Raw genomic sequence first — 20,331 nt, 5'->3', positions numbered from 1 at the left:
GACGTAACCAGCGCTACGGCGTCCCCCTGGATGAGCATCTAGGTTGGACGCATGGCGAGTGAGCAGCAGGCGGACCTGGCCGTCCTCCGGCGGGAGTACGGCGACGCGGGGCTCGACGAGACCAGTGCGGACCCGGACCCGTGGGTCCAGTGGCGGCGCTGGTTCGACGACGCCGTCGCGGCCGGGATCCACGAGCCCAACGCGATGGTCGTCGCCACCGTCGACCCCGACGGCGGCCCGTCGTCGCGGACCGTGCTCCTCAAGGGGGTCGGGCCCGACGGCTTCCGGTTCTTCACCAACACCGCCTCGCGCAAGGGCACGGCTCTCGCGGAGGAGCCGGGCTGCGCGCTGCTGTTCCCCTGGCACCCGCTCGAGCGCCAGGTGCGGATCGACGGCGTCGCGGTCCCGCTGGAGGAGGATGACGTCGCGGCGTACTTCGCCTCCCGACCCCGGGGCTCCCAGCTCGGTGCCTGGGCGTCACCGCAGTCGCAGGTGGTGACCGGTCGCGACGAGCTGGACCGGCGCTACCGTGAGGTCGAGGAGCGCTTCGCCGGGCAGGACGTGCCGGTGCCGCCCACGTGGGGCGGGTACCGCGTCGTCCCGGCCCGCTTCGAGTTCTGGCAGGGCCGGCCGGGCCGGATGCACGACCGGCTGCGCTACACCGCCGCCGACGAGGGCTGGGCCATCGACCGACTGGCTCCCTGAGGGCCGCCGCCGTCGCCCGGCGTCTCCTCCGAGTCACGCGACGTCGCGTAGAGCACGCCGACCAGGATCAGCACCGCGATGATCGCGACCAGCAGCAGGGTCTGGTGGCGGTCATCGTGCGAGGCCGCGTTGGCGACCTTGGGCTCCCGCGGCTCCTTCGGTTCCTTGACCTTCGGCGCCTTGACCTTCGGCTCGTCGGCGACGGGCTCGGCCGGCACGTCGGAGGAGTCGCGGCCCCTGCGGCGCCGGACCCGGTCGCTGCCGGCCGGCAGCTCGCCCTCGAGCGGCTCGAACTGCGGGACCGCGAAGCTCGGGGACGCGAAGTCCCGGAACTCGTCGTGCATGCCCCGGACCGGGCTGACCGGCTCGGGCTCGACGACGGCCTCCGGTTCGACGACGGCCTCCGGTTCGACGACAGCCTCGGGCTCCTCGACGGTCTCGGGCTCCTCGACGATCTCGGGCCCGGGCGCGTCGACGGGCTCCGGCTCGACCTCGAGGACGGCCTCGGGCTCCGGGTCCGGCTCGACCGGCTCGATGGCCTCGACGACGGGCTCGGCGACGGACTCCGGCTCGGGCTCCGGGTCGCGCGCGGGCGGGGTGAAGGGCCCGTCCTCGTTGTCGGGGTACCAGGGCGCGGTGAGCGGGTCCGTGAGCGGGTCGAAGCGGGGGATCGAGCGGGTGGGCGTCAGCAGGTCGCGGAACTGCTGGTGCTCGAGGGCCCGGGCCACCGAGCGCTGCGGGGCGTGCTCCTCGACCTCCTCGTCCACCTCGACCTCGGGCACGATCACGGGCTCGGGGTCCGGCGCGACGACCTCGACGGCCGCAGCGACGGGCTCGGCGACCTGCTCGGGGTCGACAGTCTCCGCGACCGGATCCGGCTCGGGCTCCTCGACCTCCTCGACCTCGGGCAGCTCGTCGTCGGGCAGCTCGACCTCGGGCAGCTCGACCTCGGGCAGCCCGTCGGTCGGCCACGACGCGGCGGGCACGGTGTCGAGCACGATCAGCAGTGCCTGCGCGGTCGGCCGGCGGTGGTCGGGGCCGGCGATGGCGCGCATCAGCACCTCCGCCGCGAACGGCGGGAAGCCGGGGGCCACGTCGACCGGTGAGTCCGGCTCACCCTCGCCGGGCGCGACACCGGTCAGTGCGTGGTAGGCGAGTCTCCCGAGGACTGCGGCGTCCGTCTCGCCCAGCTGCTTGAGCAGCGCGATGGCCTGGCGGGCCGGGAGCGGGGCGGGTGCGGCCGCAGCGATGAGCGCGTCCAGCTGGGCGCGCGCGATCGACGGTTCCCCCATGTCCATGCGCGCATGATGCCTCGTCGGCCACCGATTTCGTGGCCGAATCCGATAACCGGTCACCTGCTTCCCGGCAGCTCCAGGCGTGCTCGCACCTCCCGTGCGACCGCCTCCACGGCGGGCTCGGCGGCGATGGTGGCGGCGATCCGCTCCGCCGCCGATCGGTACGACGGCTCGTCGAGCACCCGGCGCAGGGCGTCGGCCAGCCCGTCGGCCCGCGACACCCGGACCGCGACCCCGGCGTCGACCAGCCGTACGGCGTGGTCGTACTGGTCGTAGTCCACCGGCCACACCACGGCGGGCAGTCCAGAGGCGAGGGTGTGGCCGAGCACGCCGGCGCCGCCGTGGTGCACGACCGCGTCGAAGCGGGCCAGGTCGCGCTCGTAGCTGACGTACCCGTGGGCGGTGACGCCCGCCGGCACGGTGAACGCCCCGTCCGAGCCGCCCAGGCTCACGTGCACCCGCACGTCGGCCGGCAGCTCGGCCGCCGCACGACCCGCCGCGTCCAGCAGGGCCTGCTTGTGCCACGGCAGGTGGGTGCCGGCGGTGACCAGCACGTGGCGGTGCCCGGGGGTGAGCGCCGGCTCCGACGCGGTCGAGGGCGGCGTGAACAGGACCGGTCCGACGTACCGGACGGCGTTCGGCAGGTCGCGCGGGTACTCGATCGACGCCGGGGTCAACGCGAAGGTCCGGTCGGCGGAGTAGATCGCCTCCGAGCCGTCGGGTCGGTGGATCGGGCCGAGCCCCACCGTGGTCAGGTCGACGCCCGCCAGCCGCGGGGCGACCCGCTTGAAGCGCCGCACCCACCGGCGCCCCACGGCGTCGCGGGCCCGTCCGAGCGCGGTCCGGCCCGGCCGCCACCCACCGAGGTACGACGGCGGGCCGCTCCGGCCCTCGATGGCGCACGGGGAGGGGTGGGTCGTCCACCACGGCACGCCGATCGCGTCGGCGGCGGGCCCGACGGCACCCATCGTGAAGTCGGCGAGCACGAGGTCGGGCGGTTCCGCCGACCACAGCGCCGCCAGCTCGGCCTGGAAGTCGCGCTGGAGCTCGACGGCCGCGCGGAACTGGCGCAACAACTTCCGCGGGTGGCTCCCGATCCGGTACGGCGGGTTGACCACCGTCTCGATGACCTCGTCCGCACCGGTGAGCAGCGCGACGCCCGTCAACCCGGCCGACTCGGTGACGGCGAGGGCAGCCGCGGTGCTGATCACGCGGACCTCGAGGCCGGGCTCGTCGGCGAGCCGGGCCGCGATGCCGAGGAGTGGGTGGAGGTGGCCGGCCATGGGTGGCGTGACCAGGTCGACGCGCTTCACGCGGCCTCCGCCGCGAGGTCGCGCGCCACCTGCGCGCAGAGCGCGGCCAGCTCGGGGGAGCCCAGGTAGGCGAGGTGTCCCGAGGTGACCTCGACGTCACATCCCCACCACCGCGCGAGGTGGTCGGTGCGGCTGGCGACGCGGATCGTGCGGCAGTGGGGCGGCCGGGTGGCGACAGCGCCGTACGCGACCACGGTGAGGCGGTCGAGCAGGTCCCGGGGGAGGTCGAGGCGGCCCAGCAGGTCGAGGCCGATGGAGCCGGCGAGCACGAGGGTCTGCTCGGCCCGCCGCAGCTGCGACTCGACGGACGACCGGTTCCGCCGGGCCCAGGCGGCGCGCCGCAGCCGGATCCGTACGAAGAGCCCGAGGTGGCGCAGGCTGCCCAGCCACAGCGGGACCGGGCGGTAGGGGCGCAGCGTGGCGTCGTACGGGAAGTTCAGCCGGACCCTGGCGTCGTCGGCGACCGGCAGCGCGTCGAGGAAGGCGTGCTGGACCGGCGAGAGGCCGCAGCTGCGCGGGTCGCTCTGCCCGGTCAGGTGCAGCACCTGGAGCCGCAGGCTGCTCACCGGACGGGGGAGAAGTCGTCGTCGGAGCGCACCCGGTAGGTCCGGGTCCGCCAGCGGATGGTGCGCTGCACGGCGCCGTGCCCGAGGTGGGCCGGCTGCACGAGCTCGGACACCAGCGACACCGCGGGCCGGTGCAGCGGACGCCCGTAGACCCGGCGCTGCACGTGCCGCAGGAGCAGCGCCCGTCCGCACAGGACGGCGAGCAGGAAGGCGGGACGGCGGGTCCGGACGGACCCCACGACGGTCGCCCACAGCAGGTTCGGGTGGGTGCCGTGGAGGACGCTGATCGCGGCGACGGTGCGCAGGGGCTGGCGCCGCAGCAGCAGGTTGGCGAACAGCATCCAGCGGTGCAGCAGCCGGACGTAGGGGCCGGGGCCTGCGACCGTCGTCGTGATCCACTGCGGCGACGCGGTCTGGCAGATCGTCCCGCCGCTGCGCAGCACCGCGCCCGCGACGGCGAGGTCGTCGGTCAGGTTGCGCAGGACCGGCGTGAAGCCGCCGAGCTCGCGCAGGTCGCCGACCCGCATCGCCCAGGTCATCCCGTTGATCGTCACCGGGTCGAGCGTCAGGTAGGTCATCGCCGCGTTGTTGTCGACGAACTGCTCGACCAGCTGCGCCCACACCGTCCCGCCCGGCAGGTACGCCGGCAGCCCGGTCGCCAACGTCGCCCGCTCGAGTCCGGCGAGCAGCGCGCCCAGGCTCTCCCGGGGCAGCCGGGTGTCGTCGTCGAGCACCAGGAACACCTCGTCCGGGGCGGCGGCATCGAGCGCGGGCTGGAGCTTCGCGAGCTTGGGGTTCACGCCGTCGGGGGCGGGCGGGCAGAGCACGACCTCGACCCGGTCGACCGCGCCGATCCGGTCGACCACGCGTTGCGCCTCGGCGTCGTCCTCGTCGACCAGCCAGCAGAAGCGGGCCCCGTCGAGCGAGAGCAGGTTGTCGCGCAGCGCGTCCTCGAGGCCGGGATCGCCCGACAGGATCGGCTGCACCACGACGACCTTCGCGATCGCCTCGTCGGTCGGGGCCGTGGCCGCCGGCGCCCGCGAGGCGGCCCGCAACGTGACGGCGGCCTTGCCGGCCTGCAGGGCGAGGTAGCCGACCCCGGCGAGCGTCGTCAGTCGCCGGCTCACAGGTTCTCCCTCTGCCACGCGACGAAGCGGTCCACGCCCTCGGCGACCGACACCTTCGGCGCGCCGAGGTCGCGCAGCATCAGGTCCGGCACGAAGGTCTTCGACCAGCTCAGCACCCCGACGCCGTACGGCGTGATCGGCGGCTCCCCGGGCAGCCGCAGCAGCCGCCACGTCCGTTCCAGCACGGTCGCCGCGCGCATCGCGGTCGTGAGCGACACCTCCCGCGACGGCGGGTCGAACCCGAGCCGGGCGATCACGTCGAGCAGCATCGCCTGGATCTCGACGGGCTCGGCGTTGGTCAGGTGGTAGACACCGGTCAGCTCGGGCCGACGGGCCAGCTGGAGCAGGTGGTCGGCGAGGTTGTCGACGTAGATGAGGTCGCCGACCGCGGGCTCGGTGCGACCGGTGAGGCGCGGAACGCGGCCGGCCTTCGCCGCGGCGATGATCCGCGGGAAGAGCACGGTGTCCCCGGGGCCGAACACCGCGCGTGGCCGGGCGATCACCCAGGAACCCCCGTAGGTACCGACGATGCGCTCGGACGACGCCTTCGTCCGGGCGTAGTCGTTGGCGAAGTCCGCCGGCAGCGGGGTGTCCTCGGTGAGGTCCAGCTGGTCGCCGTCGCGGTAGAGCACGGAGGACGACGACACGTGCACCAGCCGCGGCTCGCCGAGCCGTGCGCACCAGTCGAGGACGGTCCGGGTGGCGACGACGTTGTCCCGCTCGTAGTCCGCCCGCCTGGCGTACGGCGTCGCGCGGGCCGCGCAGTGGATGACGGCGTCGGGCTGCCAGGGCAGCTCGGGCAGGTCGGCGGCGGCTACCCGGCCGAGGTCGACGCTGGCGTAGTCGTCGCGGTCGAGTCGCCGGCGGCCGATGCCGAACACCTCGTGACCCTCGGCGCGCGCCATCTCCACCAGGCGTCCGCCGACGAAGCCGGACGCACCGGTCACCAACAGCCTCATCGTCGAGCTGCTCACGACACTCTCCTGATCCGTCGTCTCTTCTGGTCCGGCGCCTCGGCCGGCCACGCCATGGGTACGACGACGGGCGGGGCCGCGCGCAGGCGTTCCGCGAGCCGGGTGACCTCCGCCCCGACCCGGGAGATCCCGGCCTGCGCCCCGGTGACGGCGACCCGCCACTCGTCGCCGTGCTGCTCGATCCGGTAGTCGCCGAGCTCGCCGGCCAGCGCGACCGCGTGGCGCAGCACGTCGGGGTAGACGGGCACGTCGCCGAGCAGCAGCACGTCGTCGGCCCGGCCGAGCACGGCCGCGATGCTGCGGCCCGGCCGGCCGCACGGGCACGGGCCGGGCGCCGCGAGCAGCACGTCGTCGAGCCGGTGCCGGACGACGAGCTGGGTGGTGCGGGTGAAGTCGGTGACCACCGGGTGGAAGCGGCGGTGGTCGATCCACTGCGGCTCGACGTGGACGTGGCCCTCGTTGAGGTGCAGCCGGCCGGTGGGGCAGCTCACGGCCAGCAGGCCCTCGGTGGCCTGGTAGATCTGCTCGACGGGACGCCCGAACGCCGCGCGGATCACGGCCTCGTCGTCGGGCTCGAGGGTCTCGGCGACGGAGATGACCTGGATCGGGCGCAGCCCCGCGGGCTTCGCCGCGGCGATCCGGCGCAGCACGCTCGCGGGGGCGACGAGGACGTCGGTGCCGGGCAGGTCGGGCAGGTGGTCCTCGACCGGCTGGGTCAGGTCGTGCCACGAGAAGCGGACCCGGCGGCTGTCGAGCGTCTCGTAGAGGTTGCTGTTGGCGCGCAGGAAGAGCGCGACCCGGAGCGGACGCGATGTGAGCGCTCTCAGGGACGCCGGCGCCATCATCTGGCCGAGCAGGATCCCTGCCCACAGGCGGCTCTCCTCCTCCGACACGAGGAAGACGCCGCGCGTGCCGGTGGTGCCGGACGACAGGCCGACGGTCACCCCGCCCGGCAGCGTGTCGGTGAAGTCGCGGGAGCGCTCGGCCGCCTCCGCGACGGCGAGCGCCTGCTCCAGGCCGATGCCGTAGCGGTTGAACGCGGCGAAGTCCGCGAGCACGGTGCGCTTGTCGACGACCGGGAGCTCGTGCAGCGCGCGCCCGGCGTGGGGTGCGTAGAAGGACGCGCGGGGCAGGTCCTCGCGCAGGAAGCGCTCGAGGGCGCGGGCCCGCGCGGCGTCGTACCGGCGTGGGAGGAGCCAGCGCTCGCGGGCGAACGCGGCGGCCACCGCCGCCTGGGACCCGCCCATCAGCGCTCGGCGTACCAGGCCGCGTGCCCCTCGGGGCAGTGCGCCGGCAGGACGAGCAGGTCGTCGTGGCGGGCGTCGAGCTCGTGGAGCACACCGAGGGTGCGGACCGTGGTGGGCCAGTCGTGCATGACCCCCTTGGCCAGCCGGGACGGTGGCTTGAGGTCCTTGAAGGAGCGCGAGGTCCACGCCGCGTCGCCGACCAGGAGCGCCTGGCGGCCACCCGAGGTGAACAGCAGGCCCAGGTGGCCGGGCATGTGGCCCGGCAGGTCGACCGCGAGCAGGCTGCGGTCGCCGAGCAGGTCCCACGCGGTCAGCGGTCCCACCTGCACGCGCGGGAAGCCGTCGACGGGGTCGAGCCGGTCGCGCAGGTCGTCGGGCAGCAACGCCGGCAGGATCGCGTGCCGGGTGGCGTTGAACCCGCGCAGCGACAGGGCGTGCTCGGCTCCGGCGAGCCCGGCGATGATCCGGGCGCGCGGGTGGTCGAGCAGGCCGCCGACGTGGTCGCCATGGAAGTGCGAGACCACGATCCGCCGGACGTCGGCGGGGTCGATGTCGAGCGCCGCGAGCTGGCGCGGCAGGTGCTCGTGGTCGGGCAGGGAGACCGGCAGGGTGTTGCGGTAAAGCAGCTCCGGCATCCGGCTGGTCGCGTCGAAGAAGTGCTGCGAGTAGCCGGTGTCGAAGAGCGTCCACCCGTGCGTCGGGTGGTGCAGCGCGCCGACGTACGACGGGAACTCGATGATCCGCAGCCGCCCGCCCTGGCGGGCCATCGCCTCCGGGCCCTTGCAGTGGCCGACGCGGAGCCAGTGGAAGGCGACCTCCGGCTGGTCGTTCAGTAGCACAGCACCGCTCCGCCCAGGCTGATCCCGGCGCCGGTGCCCAGCAGCAGCGCACGGTCGCCGCGGCGCAGCCGGCCGCTCTCGATCGCGGCGTGCAGCGCCGAGGGCAGGGACGCCGCGACCTGGTTGCCGTGGTCGGCGTAGATGTCGACGAGGCGCTCGCCGACGCCGAACTGCTGGCGCACCCACTCCAGGCCGTGGTGGCTCGCCTGGTGCGGTACGACGACGGGCAGCTCGTCCATCGTCACACCGGCCTCGTCCAGCAGCCCGTCCACGAACGCCGGCAGGTGGCGGAAGGCCAGCCGGAAGACGGCGCCGCCGTCCATGCGGAAGCGGCCCCAGTCGGCGTACTCGCCCTCGACCCGGTCGGGTGCGTACCGCGAGCCGCCGCCGCGGATCTCGCAGCTGTGCGCGCCCTCGCTGTGGGTCTGGAAGCCCGTCGACAGGACCGCCGAGCCGCCCGTCCCGGCGTGGCCGACGACCGCGGCGGCGGCGCCGTCGCCGAAGATCCCCGATGCACCGAGGTCGCTCCAGTCGAGGCCGACCGACGCGAGGTCGCTGGAGACGATGAGGATCCGCTCGTGGCGTCCGGCGTCGACCAGCGTCGCCGCGAGGTCGAGGGCGACGAGGAAGCTCATGCAGCTGGCGTTGACGTCCCACGCGGGGATCGGGCGGCCGGGCGCCAGCTCCTCGTGCATCAGCGCCGCGTTGCAGGGCAGCGGCTGGTCGGGCGTCGCGCTGGCGCCGATGACCAGGTCGACGTCGTCGAGGTCGATGCCGGCCGCGGCGAGGGCCTTGCGGGCAGCGCGGGCGCCCAGCTCGGCGGCGCTGCCGCGCTCGACGTACCGGACCCGGACGCCGGTCTTCTCCTCCACCGTCCCGGCCGGCAGGCCGAGCCGCCTGTCGAGCTCGGCGCTGGTGAGCGCCTCGTCGGGCACCGCCGCGCCGGTGCCGAGGATGCGGAGCGCGCGTGGCCCCCGAGCGGGCGACTGGGCTGGCATGTTCGGAGGATAGTCGGCGGGGCGAGGGCGAATGAGTTTCACCGGCCGGCCGGTGAAACTCACGCTGGGACGATGAAGCTTCGTCGTCCCAGCGTGAGTTTCGTCGTCCAGGTGCGGGAGAAACACCGGCCGGCCGGTGAAACTCCCGCGCCGCGGGATCCGGTCCGGCTACCGGTCGGCGTCGTCCAGCGCGGTCTTGGTGAGCTGGCGGCCCAGCTCGATGAGCTCCTCGGCCCGGTGGAAGTCGAGGGTGCGCGCGGCGCCGAGCGGAACGGTGACCAACACGTCGGGCGGCAGCGCGGCCAGCCGGTAGCGCGTGATCAGGCTCTGCATCGCGTCGAAGGACAGCGAGACGACCTCGGAGGTCCGTACGTCGGGGCGTACGTCGACGTCGGGCCCGATCTCGGCGGGCGCCTCGGGCGCGGCGATCGGCACCACGTCGGCCAGGTCGGTGTCCTCGTCGACCGCGACGAGACCCTCGTTGCGGCGGAAGCGGCGGCGCAGGTCCGCGGCCCACTCGGCGCGTCGGACCGAGAAGCCGCGGGCGGGGGAGGCCGGCTCGTGGGGCTCGCGCGGGCCCTGCAGCGAGACGGCGACGGTGAAGTCGGCGGCGGCCGCGGCGGTCGGGTCGAGGGGCAGCGGATTGAGCAGACCGCCGTCGACGAGGATCCGGCCGTCGACGACCGCAGGGGTGAAGAGGCCGGGGATCGCGATGGACGCCCGGATCGCGGGGATGAGCGGGCCGCGCTGGAACCACACCTCGCGGCGGGCGACCAGGTCGGTGGCGACCGCGGTGTAGGGGATCGGGAGGTCCTCGATCATCACGTCGCCGACCAGCTCGTCGAGGGTGGTCATCAGCCGCTCGGCCGTCGCGGCGCCCCCGCCGGCCCAGGTCGGGTCGGCCAGGCGCAGCACGCGGCGACCGGTCAGGGTCGAGGCCCAGTCGGCGAACTCGCGGTCCTTGCCGGCAGCGACGAGGCCGCCGACGAGCGCGCCCATCGACGTACCGGACACAGCGACGATCTCGTGGCCGCGGGAGCGGAGCTCCTCGACGGCGCCCAGGTGGGCGTAGCCACGCGCGCCACCGGAGCCGAGGACGAGTGCGACGCGAGCCATGCCTCCATTCTCCGGGGCGGCCGGTCACATAGCCCGCGGGCGGCGGTGTCGTTGTGCTCACATGGCCCCGCGAACCCTCACCAGACTCGTCCTCGTGCTGACGATCGGGACGGCGGGGCTGGTGGCGGCGCCGCACGCCGCACTCGCCGACGACCCGTCACCGGTGGTCGTCCAGCAGCGGTTCACGACGTCCGACGGCGTCGAGCTGCAGACGACGCTGACCAGCACCGGACCGGTCGCCGCGAGGCCGACGGTCGTCGAGTTCTCGCCCTACGGCCGGGGGAGCGAGACCCTCGACGTGAGCGCCGACTACAACTTCCTGCTGGTGCAGGTCCGCGGCACGGGGGACAGCGACGGGTCGTTCGACGCGCTCGGTCCGCGCACCCAGGAGGACGTCGTGGAGGTGCTCGACTGGGCGTGCCACCAGCCGTTCAGCGACGGCCGGCTCGCGCTCAACGGGTTCTCGGCGAGCGCGATCATGCTCTACAACTCCTGGCACCAGGAGCTGCCCTGCGTCGACGCGGCGATCCTCAAGTCGGGCACCTTCGAGCTCTACCGCGACCTGCTCGTCCCCGGCGGCGTCCTCAACCTGCTGCCCGGCGCGGGCGTGCTGGCGCTGATCGGCGCGCCCGCACTCCTCCAGGGCCCGGACCGCCTCCAGCGGGATCCCGCATCCTCGCTCGACGTCGTCGGCGGCCTGTTCACGACCGGCCTGAGCGTCCTCGCGCACCCCACCCTCGACGGGTGGTGGCAGGAGCGGGGGTGGCGCGGAGACGCCAACGACATCCCGGTGCTGATGATCAACGGCTTCTACGACGTGGAGTCGCGCGGTGTGTTCCAGGCCTTCCGGGCGCTGCGCGGGGACGGCGCCCACCTGGTCATGGAGGGCGGCCACGACGGCGTCCCGGCCGGCACCGACGGTGGTGCCGGCGAGGCCGCGGCCTGGCTCGACCACTTCGTCCGCGGCGTCGACAACGGGATCGAGGACAGCCCCCGCGTCTCGTTGACGCTCGCGCAGGGCTCGCGGGCGTCGTACCTGGCCGGGTCGCACGTGACCGTGACGGCCGACGACTGGCCGGTCCCGGGCACGCAGTGGGCGGAGCTGGCCCTCGCGCCGGGCAGGACGCTCACGACGACGCCGCCCGCCACGCGGTCCCTGGCGTCGTACCTGACGCTCCCGTCGTTGCCGACCATGACCGACGTCCCGAACATCGCGCTGCTCGAGGCCGGCGGTGTGAACGCTCTCACCGGCGCGCTGCCGCTGCTCGCGCAGACCAACCTCGCGAGCATCGACGGGCTGACCGGCCAGACCTTCACGACCGCGCCGCTCGCCTCGCCCGCGGACCTTGCCGGTCCGGTCGCCCTCGACGTCACGCTGGCGACCACGACCCCCGGCTCGGCCCTGTGGGCCGTGCTCTCGGACGTCGCGCCCGACGGCACCTCGAACCCGCTCACCGTCGGCCGCCTCTCGACGAGCCACCCCGGCATCGTCGCGGCCCGGTCCCTGGTCGACCAGGAGGGCCGCGTCGTCCAGCCGTACGGCGACTACACCCACGCCTCGCCGGCTGCTCCGGGTGCGTTCCGGCGCTACCAGGTCGAGCTCTGGCCGGTCGGCAACCGCTTCGGCGCGGGCCACCGGATCCGGGTGCAGCTGGTCGGCACGTCGCTGGCCTCGCCGCTCGCGCTGCCCGCCCTGCACACGGTGCGGCTCGGTGGCGCGGACGGCGCGCGGCTGCGGGTGCCGGTGCTGCCGGGGAGTGCGCTCTCGCTCGCTCCGTAAATCACTTGTGAGTGAGTGCTCACTCATTCATACTGGCGACCATGCCACCCCGTGCCGCGCCGTTGTCCCCCGAGGACCGGCGGGAGGCCCTCATCCGGGCCACCCGACCGCTCCTCTACGAGCACGGCACGCGGGTCACGACGAAGCTCATCGCCGAGGCAGCCGGCGTCGCGGAGGGCACGATCTTCCGGGTCTTCGACTCCAAGGACGACCTGATCGACGCGACGATCACCCGGGCCTTCGAGCCCGGTGACGTGCTGACGCGCCTCGACGAGATCGACCCGGCCCTGCCGTTGCGGGACCGGATGCTGGCGATGACGTCGATCCTCCAGCAGCGCTTCCTCGCGATCTTCGAGCTGATGAGGGCGCTGGGGGCGGTGGGGCCGCCGCGGCACCTGCACGACCGACCCGAGATCGCCGACGGCCTCGCCGAGGTACGACGCCGGCTGCTCGCCCTGATCGAGCCCGACGCCCAGCACCTGACGATGCCCCCCGAGCAGGTGCTGCACGTGTGGCGCCTGCTCACGTTCGCCGGCTCCCACCGGGAGATCGCCGACAACGACCTGCTGACCCCCGCCCAGATCGTCGACACCGTGCTGAACGGTGTCGCGAGGAACCCGAACCGGAGCGACGCCTGATGCTCATCCGACTCCTGCGCACCCACCTCGCGCCGTACCGCGGCTGGTTGACCGCGCTCGTGCTGCTGCAGCTCACCTCGACCGTGGCGATGCTCTACCTGCCGCACCTCAACGCCGACATCATCGACAAGGGCATCGCCCGGGGCGACAACGGCTACGTGCTGAGGATCGGCGCCGTCATGCTGGCGATCGCGCTGGTGCAGGCGGCGTGCTCGATGACCTCGGCCTGGTTCGGCGGACAGGCTGCGATGGCCTTCGGGCGCGACGTGCGCAAGCGCGTGTTCGCGCGGATCGGCAGCTTCTCGGCCCGCGAGGTGTCCGGCTTCGGTGCGCCGTCGCTGATCACCCGCGCGACCAACGACGTCCAGCAGGTGCAGATGCTGGCGATGATGACCTGCACGATGGCCGTGACCATCCCGATCATGATGGTCGGCGGCGTGGTCATGGCGATGCGCGAGGACTTCGGCCTCTCGTGGCTGGTCGTGGCCGTCGTCCCCGTCCTCTTCCTCTGCATCGGCATCGTGGTCTCGCAGATGGTGCCGGCGTTCCGCTCGGTCCAGGAGCGCCTCGACGACGTCAACCGGGTCCTGCGCGAGCAGATCACGGGCATCCGCGTGGTCCGCGCGTTCGTCCGCGAGCCCTACGAGACCAAGCGCTTCGACGACGCCAACGGCGACCTGACGGAGGTCTCGCTGCGGGCGGGCCGATGGATGGCGCTGATGTTCCCGCTCGTGATGGGTGTCTCGAACATCGCCAGCGTGGGCGTGATCTGGTTCGGCGGGCACCGCGTCGACAGCGGCCAGATGGAGGTGGGAGCGCTCACGGCGTTCCTCTCCTACCTGATGCAGATCCTGATGTCGGTGATGATGGGGACCTTCATGCTGATGATGGTGCCGCGCGCCGCCGTGAGCGCCGACCGCATCAGCGAGGTCCTCGCGACCGACACCAGCGTCGTGGCGCCGACCGCCCCGGTCACCGAGGTCCACGTGTCCGGCCACCTCGACCTCGAGGGCGTCGGGCTGACCTATCCGGGCGCGGAGGCGCCCGTCCTCTCGGGCGTGACCTTCTCAGCGCGACCCGGCCAGACGATCGCGCTGATCGGCTCGACCGGCGCCGGCAAGACCACACTGGTGAACCTGGTGCCGCGCCTGCTCGACGCGACCGAGGGCGTCGTCCGCGTCGACGACGTGGACGTGCGCGACCTCGACCCCGAGCTGCTCTGGTCGAAGATCGGCCTGGTGCCGCAGCGGGCCTTCCTGTTCTCCGGCACGATCGCGTCCAACCTGCGCTACGGCAAGCCGGACGCGACCGACGAGGAGCTGTGGGCGGCGCTCGAGATCGCCCAGGGAGCTGACTTCGTCCGCGACATGCCCGACGGTCTCGACACCGCCGTCGCCCAGGGCGGTACGACGGTCTCCGGCGGGCAGCGGCAACGGCTCGCCATCGCCCGGGCCCTGGTACGACGCCCCGAGATCTACCTGTTCGACGACGCCTTCTCGGCGCTGGACGTCGCCACCGACGCCCGGCTGCGAGCGGCGCTGAGGCCGGTGACCCGCGACGCGACGGTGCTCATCGTCGGGCAGCGGATCGCCACCATCCGCGACGCCGACCTGATCCTCGTGCTCGAGGACGGGGAGGTGGTCGGCCAGGGCACCCACGACGAGCTGCTGGCCGGCAACGAGACGTACCGGGAGATCGCCGCGTCGCAGGGCGTGATCGAGGGAGAGGCAGCCTGATGGCCGAGCAGACGGGTCAGCAGAAGGGCACGATGAGGACCACCGAGCGGATCGTCCAGCAGGGCGGTCCGGGACGGGGGCCGATGGGTGGCATGGTCGGCCAGAAGGCCGACGACTTCGGGTCGTCCGGTCGACGCCTGCTCGGGCTGCTCCGGCCCGCGCGCGGCCGCGCGATCGCCGTCCTGGTGCTCGGCATCGGCTCGGTCGCCTCGGTGGCGGTCGGTCCGTACCTCATGGGCAAGGCGACCGACGCGGTCTTCAGCGGCCTCATCGGCGGCCAGATCCGGCCCGGCGTCACGAAGGCCGAGGTGGTCGCCCAGGCAGAGGCCAAGGGTGACGACGGGATGGCCGGCTTCCTGCGCGGCCTCGACTTCGTGCCCGGCCAGGGCGTCGACTTCGACAAGGTCGGCCACATCCTGCTGATCACGCTGATGATCTACGTCGGCGGCCAGGTGCTCGGCTGGTTGCAGGGCTACCTCGTCAACGACATCGTCCAGGCGACGGTGCGGCGGATGCGTACCGACGTCGAGGAGAAGGTCCACCGGCTCCCGCTGTCGTACTTCGACCGCCAGCCCCGCGGCGAGCTCCTCAGCCGGGTCACCAACGACATCGACAACGTCGCGCAGAACCTCCAACAGACGATGAGCCAGCTGCTCACCTCGATCCTGATGGTGGTCGGTGTGCTCGGGATGATGTTCTGGGTCTCGCCCCTGCTGGCGCTGATCGCGCTGGTGTCCGTGCCGATCGCGATGTTCACGACCGGCCGCGTGATGAAGCGGTCGCAGGGCCAGTTCATCAACCAGTGGCGCCAGACCGGCCGGCTCAACGCGCAGGTCGAGGAGTCGATCTCCGGGCACGCGCTGGTCACGGTCTTCGGCCAGCGGGGCACGGTCGAGGCCGAGTTCGACGACGCCAACGAGCAGCTGTACCAGTCGTCGTACCGCGCCCAGTTCATCAGCGGCCTAGTGATGCCGATGATGATGCTGATCGGCAACCTCAACTACGTCGTGATCGCGGTCGTCGGCGGCCTGCGGGTCGCCTCCGGCTCGCTCAGTCTCGGCGAGGTGCAGGCGTTCATCCAGTACTCACGGATGTTCACACAGCCGATCACGCAGATCGCGTCGATGGCGAACCTGCTGCAGTCCGGGGTCGCCTCGGCCGAGCGGGTCTTCGAGCTGCTCGACGCCGAGGAGGAGGTCGATCCGTCGTCGCTCTCGACCGAGCCGGAGCGCTCGACCACGACGCGGGGCGAGGTCGCCTTCGAGCACGTCTCGTTCTCGTACGACGCCGACGAGCCGCTCATCGAGGACCTCTCCCTGGTCGCGCACCCCGGCCAGATGGTCGCCATCGTCGGACCCACCGGTGCCGGCAAGACCACGCTGGTCAACCTGATCATGCGCTTCTACGAGCTCGACGGCGGCCGGATCACGCTCGACGGCGTCGACGTGAAGGAGCTCTCGCGCGCCGAGCTGCGCAGCCGGATCGGCATGGTGCTGCAGGACACCTGGCTCTTCGAGGGCACCATCCGCGACAACATCGCCTACGGCCGTCCGGGCGCGAGCGAGGACGAGATCCGCGAGGCCGCACGGGCGACGTACGTCGACCGGTTCGTGCACTCGCTGCCCGAGGGCTACGACACCCGCGTCGACGACGAGGGCTCGAACCTGTCGGCCGGCGAGCGTCAGCTGATCACCATCGCCCGGGCGTTCCTGGCCCAGCCCGCGCTGCTGATCCTCGACGAGGCGACCTCGTCGGTGGACACGCGCACCGAGCTGCTGCTGCAGCAGGCGATGGCGGCGCTGCGCACCGACCGGACGTCCTTCGTGATCGCCCACCGGCTCTCCACGATCCGCGACGCAGACCTGATCCTCGTCATGGAGCACGGCCGGATCGTCGAGCAGGGCTCGCACGCCGAGCTGCTCGAGCGCGACGGTGCGTTCGCCCGGCTGCACGCCGCGCAGTTCGCGGCCGCCTCGGTCTGACCGGATCAGCAGTCGTACTGGAAGTAGGGCTTGTCGCCGCCGGTTGCCGCGATCGCGATGACCGGAGTGCGGTCGGTGACCTGCGCGGGCGGGACGAGGAGGAGGAAGCCGAGGTACGCGCGGCCGTCCTCCTCGCCCGGCGGGTACACCGACGCGCCGTCCCAGCCGTCGGCGACCGGCTTGGTGAGGCCGGGGAAGGCGGCGCGCAGCTCGCCGTACGTCGAACCAACCTGGATCCCGCCGCGCTCGGTCCGTGGACCGGGGACGCTGACCGTGATCTGGGAGATCCGCCGGCTCCGGTCGTTCAGCACGAGGAAGCCGTCCGGGTTGCCGGTCCAGCGCACCAGCTCGCCGCACAGCGCGGCCCCGTCCTCGAGCTGTCCGGTCGCCCGGCCCTCGGCCAGGGACATGCCGACGCGGACCTTGCCGACCTGCCCGGGGCGGATGGTCACGGGCGTCGGGTACGCCGCCGGCGGGGTCCAGCCCGACGCCGGGTCGGTGGCCGGGTCGGTGGTCGGGTCGGTGGTCGGGTCGGTGGTCGGGTCCGCCGCCGTGCTGGTCGTGACCGGGCTGGTCGCGGCGGTCGTGGGATCCTCGGCGTCGGGTGAGTCGTCGGTGCCGCAAGCGGTCAGCACGGCAGCGAGGGCGAGGGGGACGACGAAGCGGAGCACGGGACCTCCCGAGTCAGGTGCCCGTCACGGTGAGGGGCGTCTGCGGGGTGTGATGCCGGCGGGTGCCGTTTGGTTCGCCGGGGCTCCCTCCGGGCTCAGCGCCGCAGCACCTTCCGGGCCAGCAGGTTGCCGCCGACCTGGATCAGCATCACCATCGCGACCAGCACGAGGATCGCGGCCCACATGACGACCTGGTCGAACTGCCGGAACCCGAAGCGCTGCGCGAACGAGCCCAGGCCGCCGCCCGCGATCACGCCCGCGATCGCCGTCATGTCGACGATGGCGACGAACGCGAAGGTGTAGCCGAGCACGAGCGGGCCGAGCGCCTCGGGGACGAGCACGGTCAGCGTGATCCGGGTCCGGCTGGCGCCCATGGCACGGGCCGCCTCGATGATCCCGGGGTTCACGGTCACCAGGTTCTGCTCCACGATCCGGCTGATGCCGAAGAGCGCGGCGATCGTGATGCCGAAGGTGGCGGCGCGGATGCCGATGCCGGTGCCGACGACGTGGCGCGCGAGCGGCTGCAGCGCGGCGATGAAGATGATGAACGGGATCGGCCGGAAGAAGTTCACGAGCACGTTCAGCACCACCGACACCGGGCGGTTCGCGAAGAGGCCGCCCTTGCGGGTGAGGTGGAGGCCCAGGCCGAGCGCGAGGCCGAGCGCGCCGCCGAGCAGCAGTGCGGTCGAGGCCATCACGACGGTCTCGCCGGCGGCGGACCAGAACTCCGGCTGCAGGTCGAACAGGCGGGTGTCCGATGTGAGCGCTCTCATCGGGCGACCTCCGTCCACGGTACGGCGACCTCGGCCAGGGCCGCGTCGATCGCGGCGTCGTCGCCGTCGAGGGCGAGGGTCAGGTTGCCGAAGCTGTTGCCCTGGATCTCCTCGATGCCGCCGAAGACCAGCTCGAAGGAGACGTCGTGGCGCAGCAGCGTCGCGAAGGCCTCCGACTGGCGGACGGAGGGATCTCGGAAGGCCAGCCGGACCAGGCGACCCGGGTGGGTCGCGCGCAGTGCCGCGACCACGTCGGCCGGCGGCAGGTCGTCCACCACGGTGCCGACGAAGCGCCGGGTCACGGCGTGCTGCGGGTCCGCGAAGACGTCGAGCACGGGGCCGGTCTCGACGACCCGTCCCTGCTCCATCACCGCGACGCGGTGGGCGATGCGTCGTACCGCGTCCATCTCGTGGGTGATCAGCAGGATGGTGGTGCCGAGCTCGCGGTTGACCTTCGCCAGCAGGTCGAGGACGTCGCGGGTGGTCTCGGGGTCGAGCGCGCTGGTGGCCTCGTCCGCGAGCAGCAGCCGCGGGTTCGTCGCGAGCGCGCGGGCGATGCCGACGCGCTGCTTCTGTCCGCCCGAGAGCTCGGTGACGTGGGCGTGCGCCTTGTCGGCGAGGCCGACGAAGTGCAGCAGCTCGGAGATCCGCCGCTGCTGCTCCGCCTTCGGTACGCCGGCCACGGTCAGCGGGAACGCGAGGTTGCCCCAGACCGTGCGCGACTCCATCAGGTTGAACTGCTGGAAGATCATGCCGATGCCCTGGCGCAGCGCGCGCAGGCCGCGCTCGGGGAGGGTCGTCACGTCGACGCCGTCGACGACGACGCGGCCCGACGTGATCGGTTCGAGCGCGTTCACCAGCCGCACCAGCGTGGACTTCCCGGCGCCGGAGTAGCCGATGATCGCGAAGATCTCGCCCTGCTCGACGCGCAGGTCGACCCCGTCCACCGCGCGGTGGACGGGGTCGCCGCGACGAGCGCCCGGGAATTCCTTGACGACGTCGTGCAGCTCGACCAGTGCCATGGTCACTTCTGGTCGCGGATCTGCGCCTCGACCTCGCGCAGGCTCGCCTCGAGGTCGGCCTGGCTGATCGTGACGAACTGCGCCGTGCCGCCGGACGCCTCGTCCGCGCCGTCGAGCACCGCCTGGGTCTGCTGGTAGACCTCGACGAGCTTCTTCAGCACCGGGTTGTCCTTGTCCTCGGCCCGGACGGCGAAGATGTTGACGTAGGGGATCGCCTTGGGGTCGCTCGGGTCGTCGACCGCGATGGCGTCCTCGAACTTCAGGCCGGCGTCCTCGACGAAGTCGTTGTTGATGACGGCGGCGGCCACGTCGGGCAGCGAGGTGGCGGTGAGGTCGGCCTGCAGGGCCTTGACCTTGACCCGTGACGCGGCGGTGTCGACGTCGGCGACGGTCGAGAAGATCGAGCCGCCGTCCTTCAGCTGGATCAGGCCGGCCGACTGGAGGACGAGCAGGCCGCGGGCCTGGTTGGAGTCGTCGTCGGGGACGATCACGGTCTCGCCGTCGGGGATGTCGGCCACGTCGTCGTACTTCTGGGAGTAGAGCCCGAGCGGGTAGATCGCCGTCGAGCCGAGCGGAACGAGGTCGTCGTTGTTGGCGACGTTGTACTCGGCGAGGTAGACGATGTGCTGGAACTGGTTGGCGTCCAGCTCGCCCTCGGCGAGCGCCGGGTTGGGCAGCGGGTACGAGTCGAAGTCGCGGATCTCCAGCTCGATGCCGGCGTCGGCCGCGGCGTCCTCCAGCGTCTTCCAGTACGGGTCGCTGGCGCCGACGGTGCCGAGGACGACCTTCACCGGGTCGTCCTTGGAGAGGTCGGTGGACTTGCCGTCGCCGGTCGCCCGGGGCGTGTCGTCGCCGCGGGTGGCGAGGAAGGCCACCGCACCGATGACGGCGAGCACGAGGACGACCACGCCGATGACCAGTGGGCGGCGGGATCGGGGGGCTTCGATCAGGGGGATCTCGTCGGACATGACTGACTTAATGACACCAAACTGCTCGACATTCCCGGGAGGTACGTCGGCTGGGTCACAACAAGGGTCGATTAATCCGTTGTCTGGCCGCGATCGGCGACCTACCGTTGTCGCACACGGGAAAGGAGGTGGTCCGAAGAATGATTTCTCATCGGATGCGTGAGGTGGCTGCCCGCTAGCAGCCCAGCAGTACGAACCACTTCGGCTGCGTCGCGAAACCACAGCAGCCACCCGACCCGCAGGTGAGCCCGGACCATCCACCGGGCGCGGTCCTCCCGGACCACTCCTGCGGGTCGCTGCTTTTCCGGCACAGGGATGCCGCTGGCCCCGCCGGATCGGCGGGGTGCGGGGCTGGGTGGTCAGGAGTCGGGGGTGACGGTGAAGGTCAGGCCGGTGGGGCGGGTCCACTGGTAGTGGCCGGGGCTGGTGATCTCGTAGTCCCACGCGGAGTGGGTCTTGGCGCGGTGGTGTCGGCGGCAGAGGGGGACGAGGTTGCACGGACACGTGGGTCCGCCCTCACCGTGTGGGGTGGCGTGGTCGAGGTCGCACCTGGCTGCTGGTCTGGTGCAGTGGGGGAACCT

Annotated in this window: 19 protein-coding genes; 5 read left to right on the top strand and 14 right to left on the bottom strand. The window is 72.7% G+C overall.

Annotated features, from left to right (window positions below):
* The first annotated feature begins 51 nt into the window (after positions 1-51).
* Positions 52-705: a pyridoxamine 5'-phosphate oxidase gene (gene pdxH / locus ASE20_RS11040; RefSeq protein ID WP_056894608.1), complete on the top strand. Its 654-nt coding sequence runs from the start codon at positions 52-54 to the stop codon at positions 703-705.
* Here the strand turns inward: pdxH and ASE20_RS11035 are convergent.
* The 9 genes from ASE20_RS11035 to ASE20_RS10995 form a co-directional block, all read right to left on the bottom strand.
* On the bottom strand, positions 657-2,003 hold the full coding sequence (locus tag ASE20_RS11035; protein WP_056894607.1) for a hypothetical protein: 1,347 nt from the start codon (positions 2,001-2,003) through the stop codon (positions 657-659). The two genes, pdxH and ASE20_RS11035, sit on opposite strands and share 49 nt — an antisense overlap.
* 53 nt (positions 2,004-2,056) lie before the next feature.
* Positions 2,057-3,313, bottom strand: a complete 1,257-nt coding sequence (locus ASE20_RS11030; RefSeq protein ID WP_056894606.1) for a glycosyltransferase — start codon at positions 3,311-3,313, stop codon at positions 2,057-2,059.
* Complete coding sequence (locus tag ASE20_RS11025) at positions 3,310-3,879, bottom strand: hypothetical protein (RefSeq protein ID WP_056894605.1); 570 nt, start codon at positions 3,877-3,879, stop codon at positions 3,310-3,312. The genes ASE20_RS11030 and ASE20_RS11025 overlap by 4 nt, the downstream gene beginning before the upstream one ends.
* A complete protein-coding gene (locus tag ASE20_RS11020; RefSeq protein WP_056894604.1) occupies positions 3,876-5,006 on the bottom strand; it encodes a glycosyltransferase in 1,131 nt (376 codons plus the stop codon). The genes ASE20_RS11025 and ASE20_RS11020 overlap by 4 nt, the downstream gene beginning before the upstream one ends.
* The gene (locus ASE20_RS11015; protein ID WP_200952777.1) at positions 5,003-5,980 is read right to left on the bottom strand and encodes an NAD-dependent epimerase/dehydratase family protein; all 978 of its coding nucleotides are present in this window, start codon (positions 5,978-5,980) and stop codon (positions 5,003-5,005) included. Before ASE20_RS11015 ends, ASE20_RS11020 begins: the two co-directional genes overlap by 4 nt.
* Positions 5,977-7,227: a F390 synthetase-related protein gene (locus tag ASE20_RS11010; RefSeq protein WP_056894603.1), complete on the bottom strand. Its 1,251-nt coding sequence runs from the start codon at positions 7,225-7,227 to the stop codon at positions 5,977-5,979. Before ASE20_RS11010 ends, ASE20_RS11015 begins: the two co-directional genes overlap by 4 nt.
* Complete coding sequence (locus tag ASE20_RS11005) at positions 7,227-8,066, bottom strand: MBL fold metallo-hydrolase (protein WP_056894602.1); 840 nt, start codon at positions 8,064-8,066, stop codon at positions 7,227-7,229. The genes ASE20_RS11010 and ASE20_RS11005 overlap by 1 nt, the downstream gene beginning before the upstream one ends.
* A complete protein-coding gene (locus ASE20_RS11000) occupies positions 8,057-9,064 on the bottom strand; it encodes a 3-oxoacyl-[acyl-carrier-protein] synthase III C-terminal domain-containing protein (protein ID WP_056894601.1) in 1,008 nt (335 codons plus the stop codon). Before ASE20_RS11000 ends, ASE20_RS11005 begins: the two co-directional genes overlap by 10 nt.
* 168 nt (positions 9,065-9,232) lie before the next feature.
* Positions 9,233-10,180 (bottom strand): patatin-like phospholipase family protein, encoded by a 948-nt coding sequence (locus tag ASE20_RS10995; protein WP_056894600.1) that lies wholly within the window; start codon positions 10,178-10,180, stop codon positions 9,233-9,235.
* 94 nt (positions 10,181-10,274) lie between these two features.
* Between ASE20_RS10995 and ASE20_RS10990 the strand changes: the two genes are divergently transcribed.
* The 4 genes from ASE20_RS10990 to ASE20_RS10975 are packed head-to-tail and all read left to right on the top strand — an operon-like array spanning position 10,275 to position 16,316.
* The gene (locus ASE20_RS10990; RefSeq protein WP_162261009.1) at positions 10,275-11,960 is read left to right on the top strand and encodes a CocE/NonD family hydrolase; all 1,686 of its coding nucleotides are present in this window, start codon (positions 10,275-10,277) and stop codon (positions 11,958-11,960) included.
* A gap of 41 nt (positions 11,961-12,001) precedes the next feature.
* Positions 12,002-12,598 carry a TetR/AcrR family transcriptional regulator gene (locus ASE20_RS10985; protein WP_056894598.1) on the top strand — a complete coding sequence of 199 codons (597 nt, stop codon included), beginning with the start codon at positions 12,002-12,004 and terminating at the stop codon, positions 12,596-12,598.
* Positions 12,598-14,334, top strand: a complete 1,737-nt coding sequence (locus ASE20_RS10980; RefSeq protein WP_056894597.1) for an ABC transporter ATP-binding protein — start codon at positions 12,598-12,600, stop codon at positions 14,332-14,334. Before ASE20_RS10985 ends, ASE20_RS10980 begins: the two co-directional genes overlap by 1 nt.
* On the top strand, positions 14,334-16,316 hold the full coding sequence (locus ASE20_RS10975) for an ABC transporter ATP-binding protein (RefSeq protein ID WP_056894596.1): 1,983 nt from the start codon (positions 14,334-14,336) through the stop codon (positions 16,314-16,316). The genes ASE20_RS10980 and ASE20_RS10975 overlap by 1 nt, the downstream gene beginning before the upstream one ends.
* Positions 16,317-16,321: 5 nt before the next feature.
* Here ASE20_RS10975 and ASE20_RS10970 read toward each other — a convergent pair whose 3' ends face one another.
* The 5 genes from ASE20_RS10970 to ASE20_RS25535 all read right to left on the bottom strand — a co-directional run.
* Positions 16,322-16,987: a hypothetical protein gene (locus ASE20_RS10970; RefSeq protein ID WP_056894595.1), complete on the bottom strand. Its 666-nt coding sequence runs from the start codon at positions 16,985-16,987 to the stop codon at positions 16,322-16,324.
* A 95-nt stretch (positions 16,988-17,082) separates the two neighbouring features.
* On the bottom strand, positions 17,083-17,760 hold the full coding sequence (locus tag ASE20_RS10965) for a methionine ABC transporter permease (RefSeq protein WP_056894594.1): 678 nt from the start codon (positions 17,758-17,760) through the stop codon (positions 17,083-17,085).
* Positions 17,757-18,782, bottom strand: coding sequence for a methionine ABC transporter ATP-binding protein (locus tag ASE20_RS10960; protein WP_056894593.1), 1,026 nt, complete (start codon positions 18,780-18,782; stop codon positions 17,757-17,759). Before ASE20_RS10960 ends, ASE20_RS10965 begins: the two co-directional genes overlap by 4 nt.
* Before the next feature lie 2 nt (positions 18,783-18,784).
* The gene (locus ASE20_RS10955) at positions 18,785-19,750 is read right to left on the bottom strand and encodes a MetQ/NlpA family ABC transporter substrate-binding protein (RefSeq protein ID WP_056894592.1); all 966 of its coding nucleotides are present in this window, start codon (positions 19,748-19,750) and stop codon (positions 18,785-18,787) included.
* A 359-nt stretch (positions 19,751-20,109) separates the two neighbouring features.
* A partial coding sequence (locus tag ASE20_RS25535; protein ID WP_235538810.1) for an HNH endonuclease signature motif containing protein occupies positions 20,110-20,331 on the bottom strand: 222 nt, incomplete at its 5' end.

It is taken from the genome of Nocardioides sp. Root240 (assembly GCF_001428825.1).
GTDB lineage: Bacteria > Actinomycetota > Actinomycetes > Propionibacteriales > Nocardioidaceae > Nocardioides.
This window is presented reverse-complemented; position numbering and strand designations above follow the sequence as displayed.

Coding starts and splice junctions, on each gene's coding strand:
- pdxH (WP_056894608.1), top strand. CDS start 52: ATGGCGAGTGAGCAGCAGGCGGACCTGGCCGTCCTCCGGCGGGAGTAC.
- ASE20_RS11035 (WP_056894607.1), bottom strand. CDS start 2,003: ATGGACATGGGGGAACCGTCGATCGCGCGCGCCCAGCTGGACGCGCTC.
- ASE20_RS11010 (WP_056894603.1), bottom strand. CDS start 7,227: ATGGGCGGGTCCCAGGCGGCGGTGGCCGCCGCGTTCGCCCGCGAGCGC.
- ASE20_RS11000 (WP_056894601.1), bottom strand. CDS start 9,064: ATGCCAGCCCAGTCGCCCGCTCGGGGGCCACGCGCGCTCCGCATCCTC.
- ASE20_RS10995 (WP_056894600.1), bottom strand. CDS start 10,180: ATGGCTCGCGTCGCACTCGTCCTCGGCTCCGGTGGCGCGCGTGGCTAC.
- ASE20_RS10985 (WP_056894598.1), top strand. CDS start 12,002: ATGCCACCCCGTGCCGCGCCGTTGTCCCCCGAGGACCGGCGGGAGGCC.
- ASE20_RS10980 (WP_056894597.1), top strand. CDS start 12,598: ATGCTCATCCGACTCCTGCGCACCCACCTCGCGCCGTACCGCGGCTGG.
- ASE20_RS10975 (WP_056894596.1), top strand. CDS start 14,334: ATGGCCGAGCAGACGGGTCAGCAGAAGGGCACGATGAGGACCACCGAG.
- ASE20_RS10965 (WP_056894594.1), bottom strand. CDS start 17,760: ATGAGAGCGCTCACATCGGACACCCGCCTGTTCGACCTGCAGCCGGAG.
- ASE20_RS10960 (WP_056894593.1), bottom strand. CDS start 18,782: ATGGCACTGGTCGAGCTGCACGACGTCGTCAAGGAATTCCCGGGCGCT.
- ASE20_RS10955 (WP_056894592.1), bottom strand. CDS start 19,750: ATGTCCGACGAGATCCCCCTGATCGAAGCCCCCCGATCCCGCCGCCCA.